This is a genomic window from Mycolicibacterium rhodesiae, from assembly GCF_002086695.1.
GTDB lineage: Bacteria > Actinomycetota > Actinomycetes > Mycobacteriales > Mycobacteriaceae > Mycobacterium > Mycobacterium rhodesiae.
In genome coordinates this window covers 34,433-51,115 of sequence record NZ_MVIH01000019.1, presented here as the reverse complement: position 1 = coordinate 51,115, position 16,683 = coordinate 34,433, and the positions used below count along the sequence as shown (strand labels likewise).

The window sequence follows — 16,683 nt, the reverse complement described above, 5'->3', positions numbered from 1 at the left end:
CCGGGCATCAACTCTGCGGATCGCGCGTACCGCCCGGGCGGATGATGGCGGCGAGCCCATCGCGATCGGACACACCGAGTTTCAGGCATGCCCGGTACACGTGTCCCTCTACGGTGCGCACCGACACTGACAGCTGCTGGGCGATCTCGCGGTTCGACAGCCCAGCCGCCACCAGCTCGGCGACCTCGAGTTCGCGCGCGGTCACCGGCAGTGGCCGCGCCGCCGCCCGAATCGCGGGGGAGGAGGCGCCACCGCACAACGAAACCAAACGCATTGCCCGCGTTACCGATTCGATCTCCCTACGGCGGTCTTGGCGCTGCTGGTGGCTCGCGGCCGCCTGCGCGGCGGCGTCGGCGGCCGACAGCAACAGCCCCGCGCGCTCGAACTCGACGCTGACCGCGTCCAGCGCGTCGCCGTCGGAGTCCGCCACCGCCGCGGCGTGGCGGGCGTACAGCTGCGGCAGCGGACCATCGACGTTCGCCACCAGCGACTGCAGCCGTCTCGCCAGCCTGCGGTCGCCGAAGCGGGCCGCGTCGTGCAATGCCTCGGCCTCGACCGCCAGCTGCCCGCTGCGGTGCGCGGCGTCGGCGGCTGCGCGGGACAGTTCGACGGCGCGGCGCCCCCCGCCGCGAGCCGCGGCGATCCACGCCTTGGTGACCAACACTTGAGGGTCGAACAGTGCGACCGAGGGGCCGACGTGCTCGGCGGCCTCGGCGAGCACCCGCTCGGCGTCATCGGCTCTACCCAGTCCGGCATAGGCGCGGGCCAGCAACAGCCGGCCGGGCAGCCGCCACGGCAGCGAGTTCTCCGCGTTGAATGCCGCCAGCGCCTGCTCGAGTGTGGGAATCGCGTCCGCGAACCGGCCCCGGTAGGTCGCCACCAGACCGGACATCGTCTTGGCGATCGCCCACCCGAGAAACTCTCCTGACGATGAGAACTCGGCGTAGTTCGCGGCCTGCGTCTCGGCTTTGTCGAACTCACCGGTGTGCACCAGCGCCAGCACCTCGCCGTATCGGGCGAGCATGCGGATCAGACCGTCGGTCGACTTCTGGGTGTCGAAGCAGCGCGCCACTATCGCGGTGAACTCATCGCCGCGCCCGGCCAACGGCATCGCCATCCCGGCCGCGAAGGCGGCGGTCTCCACCGCTTGTTCGGGAGCCGCGGGATCGGACAACACCGCCTCGGCTTTGGCCAGACCTTCGGGGAGCTTGTTCTCGAAGATCGTGAACGCGGCGTCGGCCGCGTCGACCATCGGCCGCAGGATGGGATTGGTGACCCGGCTGCGCAGCAGCTCCATCACCTCGTAGGCACGCGCGACCTCACCGAGTGACCAGAACACGATGGAGGCCCGCGGGACACCCCACAGCAGCAGCTGACCCTCGTCGAGATCGTCGGGGTCGAACCGGGCCAGGATCTGGTCGGCCTCGGCGGGCCGGCCCTGCCACATCAACGCCCGTGACAGCAGGTGCGCGGGTCGCATACCGACTTCGCGTTCGAATGCGGTGCGCGCCAGGCGTTCTCCCAGCGGCGCGTTGGCCAGCGACACCGCGTCCTTGGCCGCGGCGACCAACAGCCCGGTGTCGGCGGTCTGGTCGCTGTCCAGATACAGCTCCGCGAGCCTGATCCGCCCGGCCACCGATGTGGGCTTGCGCCGGTTCAGCACGGTGACGATCTGGCCGCGCAGCATCCGGGCCGATGCCGTTCCGATCTGTCGCCGTATGACGTCCCCGTACAGCGGATGGCTGATGCGTGCGGCGAGCGTGGGGCCGTCTCGGTCGATCCGGATCAGCTCCGCCTTTTCGGCTGCATCGATTGCCTTCTCACCGGCGAGTTCGACCAGCGCGTCGAGGTCCAGCGGCTCGCAGAGCGACAGCAGCCGCAACGCGGTCACCGCATCGGGGTCGGCGTGGTCGAAGCGGCTTTCCAGCAGGGTCGCGAGACCGGACGACACCGTCGTCGCCCCGCGCAACTGCCAGACGCCTTTGACCTCGCTCAGGGTGCCGGCCTCCAGCGCCGCCTCCACCATGTGCCGCAGGAACAGCGGGTTGCCGCCCGACTGTGACCAGATCACGTTGGCGCTGAGCTCCTCCAGGGTGCCGCCGAGCACCGATTCGACCAGGGCGATGCATTCCTCCCTGGTGAACGGCTCAAGGTCGACGCGGTGCAGGTAGCCGTCCTTCCACAGCGTCATCACCGAATCGGGGACGGGTTCTCCGCTGCGCACTGTCGCGACGATCGACCCGGTGCGCTCGACGGCGATCTGGTGCAGCAGCGTGGCCGACAGCTGGTCGAGCAGGTGCGCGTCGTCCACTCCGATCACCGCGGGACCGTCGGCAAGCAGCGACTGGCGTGCCGAGACCAGCAGCTCGATCGGATCTCGCGCCTCGGTGGGTGTGACCCATTGCGCGAACGCTCCCAGCGGGATGCTGCTCGACGATGTGGTGCAGGCGGCCCATCGGGCGCGGCCTGGCAACGAGGAGGTGACCGACCGGGCCAGCGTGGTCTTGCCGACCCCGGCCGGACCGATGATCACGACGCCGGAAGCTTCGCTGTCGGCCAGCGCTGAACTGATGACCTCGTGCTTGGCCGGCCGCTCGAGTAGCTGCCAGCCCGTCCGCATGCGGTCAGCCTAAGTGCCCACCGGGCCCGCCGTTGGATGTCGCCACGAACTCGCCGAGTTCACCAATGCACGCCGGGTACCAGGCGCACGACGTGTTTGACCCGGCGCGGCGCGCGTAGCCGGATCGCCGGAAGTCGTGGACCGGGGGAGGACGGACGTCGGCTCTCCCCGCGGGCGGCGGGGGAGTCCGGGTAGCCCAGATAGAGCTGGTGCAGCACCCGACGGGCCAGCTTCGGGGTGAAGTACTGACCGGCCTCGGCCAGCGTCCCGAGCGGGGTGTCGATCCGGACCGGTTTGTCCACCAGTGCTCGCACCACCATCGCAGCCGCGTGCTCGGCGCTGATCGGCGGTACTGGGTTCAGCCGGCCCGACGGCGCGATCATCGGCGTCTTCACCAGCGGCATGTGGATCGTGGTGAAGGTGATGTTGTCCGACAACGTCTCCGAGGCCACCACGTCGGTGAATGCGTCGAGGGCCGCCTTGGTCGGCAGGTACGAGCTGTACTTGGGGTTGCGTGCCTGCACACCGGCGCTGGACACGTTGACCACGTGGCCGAACCGGCGTGCCCGCCAGTGCGGGAGCAGCGCCAACACCATGCGCACCGCGCCGAAGTAGTTGACCGCCATCACCCGTTCGTAGTCATGCAGCCGGTCGGTCGAGGCGCTCACCGAGCGGCGAATCGAGCGGCCCGCGTTGTTCACCAGATAGTCGACATGGCCGAAACGGCCGAGTATCTCCCCGATCGTCGTGTCGACGGATTCGGTGTCGGTGACGTCGCAGCTGAAGGCGAACGCCCGGCCGCTGTCGGCGGTGATGTCGTCGACCAACTCTTGGAGCGCTTCACCGTTGCGCGCCAACGCGAACACGGTGGCGCCGCGTGCTGCCACCGCCACCGCCGAGGCCCGGCCGATGCCACTGGACGCACCGGTGATGATCACGTGCCTGCCGGCCAGCGGTCCCCCCGAATCGGAACCGGTACGCTCCGGGTCGAGGTGCGCAGCCCAGTACCGCCACAACACCGGGGCGTATTCCGAGAATGTCGGCGGCTCGATCCCGCTGGAGAGCAATGCCTTTCGGGTCGCATCGGAACCGAACACGGCCGTGGTCTGTAGGGTGTCGATGGCCTCTGGCGGCACGCCGAGTTGTGTTACGGCCATGTCCCGCAACACTTTTGCCCGTCCATGGACCGCGAGCAGCGGTTCGGTCATCTGGCGGGGCAGTCCGCCGCGCAGTGGCGGCAGTCCGGCGCAGCGGGCCACACTCCGATAGATCTGGCGCAGGCTGACCGACTCCTGTGCGGTCAGGTGGAACGTCTGCCCGTCGCGGCCGTCGGCATGGACGAGTTCCACCATCGCGGCGGCGACGTAGTCGGCCGGCACGATGTTGATCCGACCCAGGTTCGGCAGCAGTATCGGCGTGAACGGCGGCAGGGCTGCCAGCCGGGCCAGCAGCCCGAAGAGGTGGTACGGGCCGGTGATCCGGTCGATTTCGCCGGTGCGCGAGTCGCCGACGACCACCCCCGCCCGGTAGATGCGGAACCGCGTCTCCGAGGATCGCACCAGCTGCTCGGCCTCGAACGCAGCCCGGTGGCGGCGGGTGGGCAGCTGTTGTCCGACGTCGAGATCGTCCTCGGTGAATTCGCCTCTGAAATCGCCGGCCACCGCGACCGAGGACAGCTGGTGCAATGTCGCACCGAGCTCCCGAGCGAGCGCCACGGCCGACTCGGTGTCGGCCGTCCGGCAGTTGATGACATGGTCGGCTCGCTCCGGCCGGTCCTCTGCCGCCGTCCACACCTCGGCGTCGTCGTATTTATCAAGCAGACGGGCTACGACCTGCCGCCCGATGAACCCGGTACCGCCGGTAACGACATAGCGCATGGGTCATCATCGGTCGCTGATCATGCCGCGGTCAAGACGCCGACGACATTCGATCCCGGAACCAGTCCGGCCACGGCCGCTTCTCGAACGTCACCGCGTCGACGCAGACGTGGATCATCGTCGCCTCGGCGATCAGGTCCTCGCCGCGGCGGATGGCGAAGCGGCTGCTCAGCGAGGTCCGGCCGAGGGGTTCGAAGCCCACGCCGACCACCAGCTCATCGTCGAACCGGGCGGGCTGCCGAAACTGCAGTTCCGCCGCGGCCACCACGAAGTCGATGCCCCCGTCGAGCAACACCTGGTAGTCGCCGAAGATGTCACGGACGGCCTCGTTGATGGCCATGTCGAACCAGGTCAGATAGTGGCCGTTGAAAACCCGGCCCTGCATGTCGCACTCGACGTACCGCACGCGCAGCGGCATGCCGAACCGGTCCGGCGTCATCTCAGAACGAGGTGATGCCGTCCCAGTCCACCAGCGTCCAGCCGATCACCGGATTGCCGGTCACCACCACCCGGCCGGTGTTGGGCAGCGGATGATCCGTTGCCAGGCTGTCCTTGGCGTTACGCGCATTCATCAACGTCCACAACATGATTGACGCAGCACTGGAGAACGCGACGGGCTTGTTGTTGCCGCTTTCGTAGATGCGCTGCACCGCGCCGGTGAACTTGCCGTTGAACTCGGCGCCGCTGACCGAGCCGGGGATGCTGAAGTCGGTGTCCCCGCGCAGCCAGTCGGCGGGGGCGACCATGTACGTCGCGGCGGCGATCTTCACGCTGCGGCCGTCGAACCAGCCTGCCGAGATTTCGTTGAGGCCCGGCAGCACGGTGACCTGCTTGCCGAGGGCCTTGGCCATCGGCGCGGCGGTCTGCTGGGTGCGCACCATGTCCGAGGCGTAGACGCCGTCGTATCCATTGCTCTTCAACCGGTTGGCCGTCGCGGTGGCCTGCTGCTCGCCGGTCTCGGTCAGCGACGGCCCGGGCACCGACGTGTCGATCACCCCGGCCGCGTTGGCTTCCGACTCGCCGTGACGGATGAACGTCAGAGTGATCGTGCGATCGTGCGGGGTGTCGGAGCTGCAGCTGGCGAGGAGCACGGCCGCCAAGAAGGCGGCGATCAGGGATACGAGGGTCCGGGCGCGCAGAAGATGCATCCTCCTAGCGTGCCTTGTCCACCGCTGTGATGGGCGTGATTCTGCCAGTGCGACTATGGAGTTTCTCCATCCACGACCTCAGGAGTGCGCGCAATGGCCATCGACCCCACGGCAATCGGAGCGGTCACCGACCCCCAGCCCTACCAGTGGACCGATCGCGACACGATGCTCTACGCCCTCGGTGTCGGTGCGGGTACCGACGACTTGGCCTTCACCACCGACAACAGCCACGACATCACGCAGCAGGTCTTGCCGACGTTCGCGGTCATCTGCTGCCCGGCGTTCGGCGCCGCCACCAAGGTCGGGTCGTTCAACTGGGGCATGCTGCTGCACGGCTCGCAGGAGATCCGCTTGCACGCACCGCTGCCCGCATCCGGTCAGCTGTCGGTGGTCTCCGAGGTGGCCGACATTCAGGACAAGGGCGAGGGCAAGAACGCCATCATCGTGATGCGGGGCAAGGGCACCGATCCGGCCACCGGTGAGCTGGTCGCGGAGACCTTGTCGACCGCGGTCATCCGCGGCGAGGGCGGCTTCGGCGGGCAGCCGGGGCAACGTCCGCAAGCCCCCGAATACCCCGACCGCGAACCGGATGCCCGCATCGGCATGCCGACCCGGGGCGATCAGGCGTTGATCTACCGGCTCTCCGGCGACCGCAATCCGCTGCACAGCGACCCCTGGTTCGCCCGCGAGATGGCCGGCTTCGACAGGCCGATCCTGCACGGGCTGTGCACTTATGGGTTCGCAGGCCGGGCGCTGCTCGCCGAGCTCGCAGGCAATGACGCGGCGAAGCTCACCGCGGTCAGCGCACGGTTCACCTCGCCGGTCTTCCCGGGTGAGACGTTGACGACCTCGATCTGGCGCACCGAGGCCGGCCGGGCGGTGTATCGCACCGAGGCCAGCGGGCCGGATGGTTCCAACGCGCGGGTCGTGCTCGACGACGGCTCAGCCGAGTACCGCGACTGATCGCGGCGGCCGTCGCGCCGACGGTCAACCGACGGCGCCGCCGACGAGGTGGCCTATCCCGAACGTGATGGCCATCGCCAGCGCGCCTCCGATGACCACCCGGTAGATCGCCCGCCGCGGATCGGCCCCGCCGAGGCGGGCGCTGACCCAGCCGGTGACCGCCAGCGCGATCAGCACCGCCACGAAGGTGATCGGCACGCGAATCGACGCAGGCGGCAACAGGATTGCCAGCAGTGGCAGCACCGCGCCGACCGTGAACGACACTGCCGAGGAGAAGGCGGCCTGCCACGGGTTGGTCAGTTCATCGGGGTCGATACGCAGTTCGATGTCGACGTGGGCGGCGAACGCGTCGTGATCGGTGAGCTCCTCGGCCACCGTGCGCGCGGTGGCGGGGGACAGGCCCTTGGCTTCGTAGAGAGCGGCGAGTTCGTCGAGCTCTTCCGCAGGCTCGGTGTCGAGCTCGCGGCGTTCCTTCGTCAGCATCGCCTCCTCGGAATCGCGCTGGGTGCTGACCGACACGTACTCACCGACCGCCATCGACAGCGCACCGGCGGCAAGGGCCGCGATGCCTGCGGTGAAGATCGGCCCGCGCTCGGCGGTCGCGGCGGCGACGCCCACGACGATGCCGGCCGTGGACACGATGCCGTCATTGGCGCCGAGCACTCCGGCGCGCAGCCAGTTCAGTCGGCTGCCGAACTTGCCGTGGTGCGGCTCGGAGGGGTGGGTCGGTTGATCCGGAGGCGTTGTCACGTGTGCAGCGTAGGACTTTCGCCGTAGGCGCGCGCGATGTCCTCCGAGCCGGCCCAACCGGAATACGTCGGGCGCTGCGGCCAGCCGGCTGGGGAGTCCTGCCACTCCTCCTGGCGTCCCCAGGGCAGCAGGTCGATGAGCGCGAACGAGTGACTGAGCTGCTCGGTGCCCCGGCCGTTGGTGTGCCAGGTGCGGTACACCGTATTGCCCTCGCGCAGAAAGACATTGACTCCGAATCCCGCGCCGGGGGCGGCGTCGACGTCGGCGCCGAACGCACTGCCCGCCGACGAGTACCAGTCCATCTTGTTGCCCACTTTGGCCTTGTAAGCCAAGGCTTCGCTGATCGGCCCATTGGTGACGATGACGAAGCGGGCGTCGTAGGTGTCCAGGAATTCCAGGCGAGTGAACTGGGAGGTGAACCCGGTGCAGCCCGGGCACTGCCAGTCGGCACCGTCGTTCCACATGTGGTTGTAGACGATCAGTTGCGAACGTCCGTCGAAAACCTCGGCCAGCGTGACGGGGCCGCGTGGTCCGGTGAGGACGTAGTCCGGCATCTCGACCATCGGTAAACGCCGGCGTTGCGCCGCGATCGCGTCGAGTTCGCGGGTGGCGGCCTTCTCGCGTGTGCGCAGTTCGTCGAGCGCGGCGCGCCAGGTCTGCTGATCGACCACCGGGGGCAGGGCGGACATGGGGGCTCCTTTGTGTCGGGTTCCGTCACAAGGATGGACTCGCCCCGCCCCCGAAAGTCATCGGTTGTGTCAGCCCCGCCTGCTGTGGGCGCCGCTCTTCGTGTCGCTGGCCTTGGCGGCGGCGGCTGTACGGCCGCTGCCTGCCGAGGCTTTCGGCTTCGGCCGAGCCGAGGACGCCGTGCCCGACGGGGCGGCGGCCTTCGGTGTGCCTGTCGTCGCGGTGACCGTCGGGCTAAGCGTCGCGGCCGGCTTCTTGAACGGCAGTACGACCGCCGGTGGCGCCGTGTAGAGGGCAGTCGCCAGCACATTTCGGATGATGAACCCGACCGCGATCGGACCCTTCAAGCTGAGGAGACCGTATTCGCTGTTCAGGGCTTCATTCAGGAACACTGCGGGCGCTTCGAGTAGACCGAGCAGCGGGTTGCCACTCGCGGTGATCGACTCGATCGCGTCCTTGGCGGCGATGAACGGTGTCTGGATCTGCTTGGCGATGGCCGGCGGTACATCCTTGCCGATGGCGGCCGCGACGTCGGCGACATTGTTGATGTGGGCGATGATCGCGGCGGGGACGTTCGCGCCCTGTCCGGTGACGAGTTGTACGGCGTAGATCAACGGATTGATCACGAGTTGCGCGGCGACGGGCGCGATGAAGATCGGGTTCGGCAACGGGTAGGTGCTGTTGGCCCCGACGGCCAACTGGCCCAGCAGGTACGTACTGATGATGGTGTCGTTGATGAGTTGCGACCAGGCGTCAGTGAGCTGAACCGATGCACTGGAGACACGAATCGGTACGGGCGTCTGGTGTGGCGTAACGATGACGGGCGACAGAATCAGCGTGCCGGCAGTCACGGCGGAAACGGTGAGTAGCTTTCGGCGAGCGGCGTTGTCCATCAAAGGGCTCCTTTCTTCATGGCTTCGCAGGCGTAGTGAAAACAGTTGGCGCCTAGAGCTATCCGCGCTTGCTGTGCCCGCGGCCGGCGCCGCTGCCGTTGGTGTCGGTCTTGGTCGAAGCCGACGGTTTGCGCTTGCCGCTGGCTGCCTGCGACGGCGCTTTGGGCTTCGACCGTGCCGACGATGCGGTGCCAGAAGGGGCGGTTACCTTCGCGACGGCAGCAGTGCTCGCGGCCGCCTTCGGCTCTACCGCAGCAGAGGCCGGCTTCTTGAACGGCAGGACGACAGAGGGCAGCGGGGTGTAGATGGCGGTTGTCAGTAGGTTCCGGAAGATCAGGGGAAGTCCGATCGGCCCGGTGAAACCCAGAAGGCCGTACTGGCTGTTGAGGACGATGTTCAAAAAGACTGCGGGAGCTTGGAACAACGCCCCCACGGGGTTTGCGCTGCCGGTGATGTACTGGAGCGTTTGCGCGGCTGCGGAAAACGGTGTTCTCAGCTGTTCGAGGACTACGCCAGGGATGGCGCTGACGGCCAATTGGGCGACCTTGCCGACCTCGGTCAGATGAGCGCCGATCCACGCCGGGATCTGGCCGCCTTGCCCGGTGAGTAGAAGGCCGGCGTAGGCCAGCTGGTTCAGCGCCAGCTGGGTGACCACGGGCGCGAGCGGAATGGTCGGGGATGGCAACGGGTAGCTGTTGTTTACGCCGAGCGCCAGAACCACCAGATCGGTCACATTCGATGCGGTGTCGGAGAACAACTGCGACCAGGCGTCGGTGAGCTGAACCGACAGCGTCGAAACGCGAACCGGCGCGTGCTCGCTGGGTGGTGCGACGGTAACGGGTGTCAACGCCAGCGCGCCGGCAGTGGTCAATGTTGCGGCCGCGAGCGTACAGCGACGGATGGCGATGTCCATCGGCGAGTTCTCCCTTGTAGAGCGGTGCCGGCGAGGCCTCGCCGGCTTCTCTTCCCGGGCCTGGGAATCCGCTGTGAGTAGCTTCCCAGTCGCTCCCGGTCGCCGCACCATTATTTGCGGATCTTCTGCGTCCCCGATTATGAATTCATTTGCTGTAACACGCGCCCGGGGTAAACAGATGCGCACGCGGTGGCTTTTCGCGCTGAGCTGGACCGCGTGCGAACCCGGGACCGCCTAACGCTTGCCGTGCCCGACTCCGGCCGGCTTGGCGGCCGCCTTGGCCGGTGTCGCTTTGCGCTTGCTGCCGGCTGACGGAGACTTGCTCTTCGATCGGGCTGAGGAGGCGGTATCCGCCTTGTCGGATACCGCGGCCGCCGCGACGGGCTTCGGCGTCGCCGCGGCGGCGGGCTTCTTGAACGGCAACGTGATCGTCGGCAGCGGTGTCTCGAGCGCCGTGGCCACGAAGTTTCGGACGATGATCGGTACCGCGATCGGACCGGCGAGACCGAGCAGGCCGTATTGGCTGTTGAGGGCGACGTCAAGGAACACTGCGGGCGCCTCCAACAGCGCAAGGAGCACGTTGCCGCTGGTGGTCAGGGAATCGACAGCCAGCTCCAACGCTTTGATCGGTGTCCGAAGCTGATCGCCGACGATCCCCGGCAGGTCGTTGCCGAGGGCCTGAGCGAGGTTGCCGAGCTTGTCGAGATGGGTGGCGATCTCAACCGGGATGTCGGCGCCGTTGCCGGTGAACAGTTGAACGGCGTAGATCAGCTGGTTGAGCACCAACTGGGTGGCGACCGGAGCGAGTGGAATCGTCGGATTCGGCAGTGTGGAGCCGCTGTTCAGGCCGAGGAACAACCCGGCGAGCTGGACCGTGTTGCTGACGGTATTGGTGAGTAGATCCGACCAGGCGTCGGTGAGCTGGACCGCCTGGCTGGAGACGGGGAGGGCCGAGACACCTGGGCTGTGCAGTTCGAACGGTGCGAGCGCGATGGGCGTCAAAGCCAGCGCCCCGACTGTGGTCAACGTGGCGACCGCGCGCAGCGAACGGTTCGGGGTGGCGAATTGCATCAGAGAGTGTCTCCCTCGATCGGGCGGCGCCGACGAGGCTCGCCGGCTTCAATTCCCGCGGCTGGGAATCCGCCGTGAATCAGCTTCCCAGCCGCGTAGGACTTCCGCACGATTATTTGCGGTAACCCGATGGAGTGGTCCCCGGAAACAATTGCCGTACCAGTGTCCCGGCGTACGTTTACGGTGCTTCGGCAAGTCCTGCCAAGGCCGGGGGCAGCGGGCCCGTATGCAACACACCCAGCCGCTGGGTGGCTCGGGTCAGCGCGACGTAGAGCTCGGCAGCGCCGCGCGGACCGTCGGCGAGGATGCGGTCAGGCTCGACGACCAGCACCGCGTCGAACTCGAGGCCCTTGGTCTCCGACGGCGCGACCGCACCCGGCATGCCCGGCGGCCCGATCACCACGCTGGTGCCCTCGCGACCGGCCTCGGCCGCGACGAATTCATCGATGGCGCCGGGCATCTCGTCCGCGGTGACACGTCGGGACCAGGGACGCACCCCGCACGCGCGAACCGATTCCGGGGGCTGGACGTCGGGCGCGAAATCGGCCAACACCGCGGCGGCGACGGCCATGATCTCGGCGGGGGTGCGGTAGTTGACCGACAGCGACCGGTATACCCACCGGCCGGGCACGTACGGTTCCAGCATCTCGGCCCATGACGTCGCTCCGGCCATCGATCGGCGCTGTGCGAGATCGCCGACCACGGTGAAGGACCGGCTCGGGCAACGTCGCATCAATACCCGCCAGTCCATCTCGGACAGCTCCTGGGCTTCGTCGACGACGACGTGTCGATAGGTCCAGTCCCGATCGGCGGCAGCACGTTCGGCGAGATCCCGGTAGTCGCGTTCGGTGAAGCGCTCGGCGAGTTCCTCGGCGTCGATCAAGTCCTGCGCGAGCAGATGGTCCTCGTCGTCCATCAGATCCTCGTGCGCGACCATATTCTCCAAAACGCCTCTGGCGTAGTCGGTTTCTTCCTTGAGCGCCTGTGCGGCGGCGTCGTCGGCGGCCTTGTCGCGGCCCAGCAGGTCGACCAATTCGTCGAGCAACGGCACGTCCGAGACCGTCCAGGCTGCACCGACTTCCCGCCACAGGGCCGGGTCGGCGCCGGCGACGCGTAACCGCTCGGGCGAGGCGTACAGCTCGGCCAGCAGATCTTGCGGCTCGAGGACCGGCCAGAGTTGGTCGAGCGCCGCGAGGAACTTTTCGTTGTCTTCGAGGTCGGCGAGCAGGTCCGCCCGCACCTTCTCCCAGGCGTCACGATTGTCGCGGGTCAGCCAGCCGCGGCCGATCCGGGCGATCCCGCGCTCGGTCAGTACATAGGTGACGATGTCTCGGAACACCGCACGTGCCGCGTTGTGCGGCAGTCCGCTTGCGCGTGCCTCGTCGATGGCCCACCCCGCGGTGTCGGCGGCGATCTGCATCGTGACATCGCCGAGCGGGATCTCCAATGGGTGCTCGGGCACACGTTGGCGGTCTGCGATCGCGGCCGCCAGCACATCGAGCATCGCGCGAGAACCCTTGATGCGGGCGACCTCTGGAGCGTCCTCGGCCGTGACGTCCAGTCCGGGAAGCAGGTCGCCGACCGTCATGAACACCACCTCCGACTCGCCAAGGGAAGGAAGCACCCGGCTGATGTGGTTCATGAACGCCTCGTTGGGGCCGACGACCAGGACCCCGTGCCGCTCGATCCGGGCCCGTTGGGTGTAGAGGAGGTACGCCACCCGATGCAGCGCCACCACCGTCTTGCCGGTGCCGGGGCCGCCCTCGATGACCAGGACGCCCGGATGGTCGAGCCGGATGATCTCGTCCTGTTCGGACTGGATCGTCGCCACGATGTCGCGCATACCTTCACCGCGGGGGGCGTTGACCGCCGCGAGCAGTGCAGCGTCACTGCTGAACGGGCTGTCGTCACCGGCGTTCGGGTCGGGGCGGCCGAACACCTCGTCGGTGAAATCGATCAGCCGCCGCCCCAGCGAGTGGAACTGGCGGCGCCGACGCATTCCCTCCGGGCTGGCGCCGGTGGCGGTGTAGAACGCGCGGGCGGCCGGTGCCCGCCAGTCGATCAGCAGCGGCTCGTGGTCGTTGTGCTCATCGAAGAGACCGAGACGGCCGACGTAGAGCCGTTCGCCGGACAGGGCGTCCAGCCGCCCGAAGCACAGTCCCTGATCGGCGACGTCCAGCCGGGCCGCGGATTGCGCCAGGGCGCGCACCTCGGCGTCACGGGCCACCAGGGTTCCGCCGTCCTGGACGTCGATCGGTCCGCCGAGTGCTGCGCGGTACTGGGCTTTGACGCGCCTGCGCTTGGCGTCGAGCCGGTCATAGAGATCGGCCAGATAATCGCGCTCGGACTCCAGCTCATGGTTGTGTGCCTGCGTCGTCATGCCCCTCATTTCTTTGGATCGACCTCCATCCTCGTCTACTTTTCCCAGCAACTCGGACATAGAACAGATGTTCGATAGGCTGGGGGGGTGCGCTGGTTCAATGGGCCACCCAGTTGGGGAGAGATGGAGCGGGTGCTCAACGGCAAGCCCCGCCGCCCCGGCCTGTCGCTGGGCGAACCGCACGCCGACGGCGGAGACAGTCCGGCGTGGTCACGTCGACGGGAACCCTACGAACCGATCGGCGATCGTCCACTGCGCTCGACGGTGCCCTACGCCGAACTGCATGCGCATTCGGCCTACAGCTTCCTCGACGGGGCCAGCACTCCCGAGGAACTTGTGGAGGAGGCGTCGCGGTTGGACTTGCGGGCCATCGCGCTGACCGACCACGACGGTCTCTACGGCGTGGTGCGTTTCGCCGAGGCCGCGAAGGAACTGGACATGCGCACCGTCTTCGGCGCCGAACTGTCGTTGAGCAATACCGCCCGCACCGAGGTGCCCGACCCGCCCGGCCCGCATCTTCTGGTGTTGGCCCGCGGACCGGAAGGCTACCGTCGACTGTCTCGCCAGTTGTCTGCCGCGCATCTGGCCGGCGGCGAGAAGGGCAAACCGCGCTACGACTACGACTCGCTCACCGAGGCGGCAGGCGGGCATTGGCACATTCTCACCGGCTGCCGTAAAGGTCATGTCCGGCAAGCGCTTTCCCAAGGTGGGCCGGAGGCCGCGGCCGCAGCGCTGGCCGACCTGGTGGATCGCTTCGGCCGGGACCGGGTCAGCATCGAGCTCAGCAGCCATGGCGATCCGTTCGACGACGAGCGCAATGCCGCGCTGGCCGCGCTGGCTCCCCGGTTCGGGGTTGGGGTCGTCGCCGCCACCGGGGCGCACTTCGCCGAACCGAGCCGCGGCAGGCTCGCCATGGCGATGGGGGCGATCCGGGCACGCCAGTCGCTGGACGAGGCCGCCGGCTGGCTGGCCCCGCTGGGCGGTGCGCATCTACGGTCCGGCGACGAGATGGCCCGGATTTTTGCCCAGTACCCCGAAGTCGTCAGCGCCGCAGCAGATCTCGGCGAACAGTGCGCTTTCGAACTGGCGTTGATCGCCCCGCAACTGCCCCCGTTCGACGTGCCCGAAGGGCACACCGAAGACAGCTGGTTGCGCGAGCTGGTGATGGTCGGCGCCGCGCGGCGCTACGGGCCGCGCGCCGGTGCTCCGGAGGCCTACGCCCAGCTCGAACGTGAACTCGGCATCATCGCCGAGTTGAAGTTCCCGGGCTACTTCCTGGTGGTACACGACATCACCCGGTTCTGCCGGGAGAATGACATCCTGTGTCAGGGAAGGGGATCGGCGGCGAACTCCGCGGTGTGTTACGCACTGGGAGTCACTGCCGTCGACCCGATCGCCAACGAACTGCTCTTCGAGCGGTTCCTGTCCCCGGCCCGCGACGGTCCACCTGACATCGACATCGACATCGAGTCGGATCTTCGGGAGAAGGCCATCCAGTACGTCTATGACCGCTATGGACGTGACTATGCCGCGCAGGTGGCCAATGTCATCACCTACCGGGGCAAGAGCGCGGTGCGCGACATGGCCCGGGCCCTCGGCTTTTCGCAGGGGCAGCAGGATGCCTGGAGTAAGCAGATCAGTCACTGGCACTCCGGGGCCGACTCGGCTGACCTCGAGGGGATCCCCGAGCCGGTGGTCGACCTGGCGGTCCAGATCAAGAACCTGCCCCGGCATATGGGCATCCACTCCGGCGGCATGGTGATCTGCGACCGCCCGATCGCCGACGTCTGCCCGGTGGAGTGGGCGCGCATGGAGAACCGCAGCGTGCTGCAGTGGGACAAGGACGACTGCGCCGCAATCGGATTGGTGAAGTTCGACATGTTGGGCCTTGGCATGCTCTCGGCGTTGCACTACTGCATCGATCTGGTGGCCGAGCACAAAGGCATCGAGGTCGACCTGGCCCGCCTGGATCTGTCCGAACCCGCGGTGTACGAGATGCTGCAGAAGGCGGACTCCGTCGGGGTGTTCCAGGTGGAGTCGCGCGCCCAGATGGCCACCCTTCCGCGGCTGAAGCCACGGGTGTTCTACGACCTGGTGGTGGAGGTGGCACTGATCCGTCCCGGACCCATCCAGGGCGGCTCGGTGCATCCCTACATCAAACGGCGCAACGGTCTTGAGGAAGTCACCTACGATCACCCGTCGATGGAACCTGCATTGCGAAAGACGTTGGGGGTGCCGCTGTTCCAGGAACAGCTCATGCAGCTGGCGGTGGATTGCGCGGGATTCTCGGCCGCCGAGGCCGACCAACTGCGCCGGGCCATGGGTTCCAAGCGTTCCACCGAGAAGATGCGACGGCTGCGAAAGAGGTTCTATGCCGGGATGGCGCAGCGCCACGGCATCACCGACGAGGTGGCCGACCGGATCTACGACAAGCTGGAAGCATTCGCCAATTTCGGTTTCCCGGAGAGTCATTCGCTGAGCTTCGCCTCGCTGGTGTACTACTCCTCGTGGTTCAAGCTGCACCACCCGGCGGCGTTCTGCGCCGCGCTGCTGCGTGCCCAGCCGATGGGTTTCTATTCGCCGCAGTCGCTGGTCGCCGACGCCCGCAGGCATGGGGTGACCGTGCACGGTCCCGACGTCAATGCCAGCTTGGCGCACCCCACCCTGGAGAACTCCGGGATGGAGGTGCGGCTGGGATTGGGCGCCGTGCGCCACATCGGTGACGAGCTGGCCCAGCGGATCGTCGAGGAGCGTGACGCCGGTGGCCCGTACGCTTCGCTGCTGGATTTGACTGGGCGGGTGCAGCTTTCGGTTCCGCAGACCGAGGCGCTGGCCACCGCGGGGGCGCTGGGCTGTTTCGCGATCACCCGTCGGGAGGGGTTGTGGGCGGCCGGCGCGGCGGCGTCCCAGCGCCCGGACCGGTTGCCCGGCGTCGGCTCCTCGTCGCACGTTCCGGCGTTGCCCGGCATGACCGAGGTGGAGTTGGCCGCTTCCGACGTGTGGGCCACCGGCATCTCGCCGGATAGCTATCCCACCCAGTTCCTGCGCGAGGACCTCGACGCGATGGGTGTGGTCACCGCCGACCGGCTGTTGGACGTGCCGGACGGCAGCCGGGTGCTGATCGCCGGTGCGGTGACGCATCGGCAACGGCCGGCGACCGCCCAGGGCGTGACGTTCATGAACATCGAGGACGAGACCGGCATGGTCAACGTGCTGTGCACGCCGGGGGTGTGGAACCGGCATCGCAAACTTGCCCAGACAGCTTCAGCGCTGCTGATCCGCGGGCAGGTGCAGAACGCCACCGGGGCAGTGACCGTGATGGCCGAGCGGATGGGCCGCATCACGCTGAAAGTGAGTTCGCGCTCGCGGGATTTCAGGTGA

12 protein-coding genes are annotated in these 16,683 nt (G+C 67.7%); 2 read left to right on the top strand and 10 right to left on the bottom strand.

Going from position 1 to position 16,683, the window contains the following annotated elements; genetic code table 11:
* Positions 1-7 precede the first annotated feature (7 nt).
* Genes BST42_RS25345 through BST42_RS25330 form a run of 4 tightly spaced genes read right to left on the bottom strand, consistent with a single transcriptional unit; the run spans position 8 to position 5,645 of the window.
* The gene (locus BST42_RS25345; protein ID WP_083122300.1) at positions 8-2,620 is read right to left on the bottom strand and encodes a LuxR family transcriptional regulator; all 2,613 of its coding nucleotides are present in this window, start codon (positions 2,618-2,620) and stop codon (positions 8-10) included.
* 59 nt (positions 2,621-2,679) lie between these two features.
* Positions 2,680-4,497: an SDR family oxidoreductase gene (locus tag BST42_RS25340; protein WP_083122297.1), complete on the bottom strand. Its 1,818-nt coding sequence runs from the start codon at positions 4,495-4,497 to the stop codon at positions 2,680-2,682.
* A 31-nt stretch (positions 4,498-4,528) separates the two neighbouring features.
* A complete protein-coding gene (locus BST42_RS25335; protein ID WP_083122294.1) occupies positions 4,529-4,936 on the bottom strand; it encodes an acyl-CoA thioesterase in 408 nt (135 codons plus the stop codon).
* Between the two features lies 1 nt (position 4,937).
* Complete coding sequence (locus BST42_RS25330) at positions 4,938-5,645, bottom strand: histidine phosphatase family protein (protein WP_083122290.1); 708 nt, start codon at positions 5,643-5,645, stop codon at positions 4,938-4,940.
* A 93-nt stretch (positions 5,646-5,738) separates the two neighbouring features.
* Between BST42_RS25330 and BST42_RS25325 the strand changes: the two genes are divergently transcribed.
* A complete protein-coding gene (locus BST42_RS25325) occupies positions 5,739-6,608 on the top strand; it encodes a MaoC family dehydratase (RefSeq protein ID WP_083122287.1) in 870 nt (289 codons plus the stop codon).
* Between the two features lie 24 nt (positions 6,609-6,632).
* Here BST42_RS25325 and BST42_RS25320 read toward each other — a convergent pair whose 3' ends face one another.
* From BST42_RS25320 to helR, 6 genes are all read right to left on the bottom strand, one after another.
* Positions 6,633-7,358, bottom strand: a complete 726-nt coding sequence (locus BST42_RS25320) for a VIT1/CCC1 transporter family protein (RefSeq protein WP_083122283.1) — start codon at positions 7,356-7,358, stop codon at positions 6,633-6,635.
* Positions 7,355-8,047, bottom strand: a complete 693-nt coding sequence (locus BST42_RS25315; protein WP_083122279.1) for a DUF899 domain-containing protein — start codon at positions 8,045-8,047, stop codon at positions 7,355-7,357. The genes BST42_RS25320 and BST42_RS25315 overlap by 4 nt, the downstream gene beginning before the upstream one ends.
* A 69-nt stretch (positions 8,048-8,116) precedes the next feature.
* The gene (locus BST42_RS25310; protein ID WP_083122275.1) at positions 8,117-8,938 is read right to left on the bottom strand and encodes a hypothetical protein; all 822 of its coding nucleotides are present in this window, start codon (positions 8,936-8,938) and stop codon (positions 8,117-8,119) included.
* 58 nt (positions 8,939-8,996) lie between these two features.
* Positions 8,997-9,851 (bottom strand): hypothetical protein, encoded by an 855-nt coding sequence (locus BST42_RS25305; RefSeq protein WP_083122272.1) that lies wholly within the window; start codon positions 9,849-9,851, stop codon positions 8,997-8,999.
* A gap of 234 nt (positions 9,852-10,085) precedes the next feature.
* Entirely contained in the window at positions 10,086-10,922 is an 837-nt protein-coding gene (locus BST42_RS25300; protein ID WP_083122269.1) for a hypothetical protein, read from the bottom strand.
* A gap of 178 nt (positions 10,923-11,100) precedes the next feature.
* Positions 11,101-13,302: an RNA polymerase recycling motor ATPase HelR gene (helR, locus tag BST42_RS25295; RefSeq protein ID WP_165760927.1), complete on the bottom strand. Its 2,202-nt coding sequence runs from the start codon at positions 13,300-13,302 to the stop codon at positions 11,101-11,103.
* Positions 13,303-13,389: 87 nt separating this feature from the next.
* Here helR and BST42_RS25290 point away from each other — a divergent pair, with 87 nt between their 5' ends.
* On the top strand, positions 13,390-16,683 hold the full coding sequence (locus tag BST42_RS25290; RefSeq protein WP_083122262.1) for an error-prone DNA polymerase: 3,294 nt from the start codon (positions 13,390-13,392) through the stop codon (positions 16,681-16,683).

What these genes read in the sequence shown, in the direction of transcription:
- BST42_RS25345 (WP_083122300.1), bottom strand. Translation starts at nt 2,620, where the DNA reads ATGCGGACGGGCTGGCAGCTACTCGAGCGGCCGGCCAAGCACGAGGTC.
- BST42_RS25340 (WP_083122297.1), bottom strand. Translation starts at nt 4,497, where the DNA reads ATGCGCTATGTCGTTACCGGCGGTACCGGGTTCATCGGGCGGCAGGTC.
- BST42_RS25335 (WP_083122294.1), bottom strand. Translation starts at nt 4,936, where the DNA reads ATGACGCCGGACCGGTTCGGCATGCCGCTGCGCGTGCGGTACGTCGAG.
- BST42_RS25330 (WP_083122290.1), bottom strand. Translation starts at nt 5,645, where the DNA reads ATGCATCTTCTGCGCGCCCGGACCCTCGTATCCCTGATCGCCGCCTTC.
- BST42_RS25325 (WP_083122287.1), top strand. Translation starts at nt 5,739, where the DNA reads ATGGCCATCGACCCCACGGCAATCGGAGCGGTCACCGACCCCCAGCCC.
- BST42_RS25315 (WP_083122279.1), bottom strand. Translation starts at nt 8,047, where the DNA reads ATGTCCGCCCTGCCCCCGGTGGTCGATCAGCAGACCTGGCGCGCCGCG.
- BST42_RS25310 (WP_083122275.1), bottom strand. Translation starts at nt 8,938, where the DNA reads ATGGACAACGCCGCTCGCCGAAAGCTACTCACCGTTTCCGCCGTGACT.
- BST42_RS25305 (WP_083122272.1), bottom strand. Translation starts at nt 9,851, where the DNA reads ATGGACATCGCCATCCGTCGCTGTACGCTCGCGGCCGCAACATTGACC.
- BST42_RS25300 (WP_083122269.1), bottom strand. Translation starts at nt 10,922, where the DNA reads ATGCAATTCGCCACCCCGAACCGTTCGCTGCGCGCGGTCGCCACGTTG.
- helR (WP_165760927.1), bottom strand. Translation starts at nt 13,302, where the DNA reads ATGACGACGCAGGCACACAACCATGAGCTGGAGTCCGAGCGCGATTAT.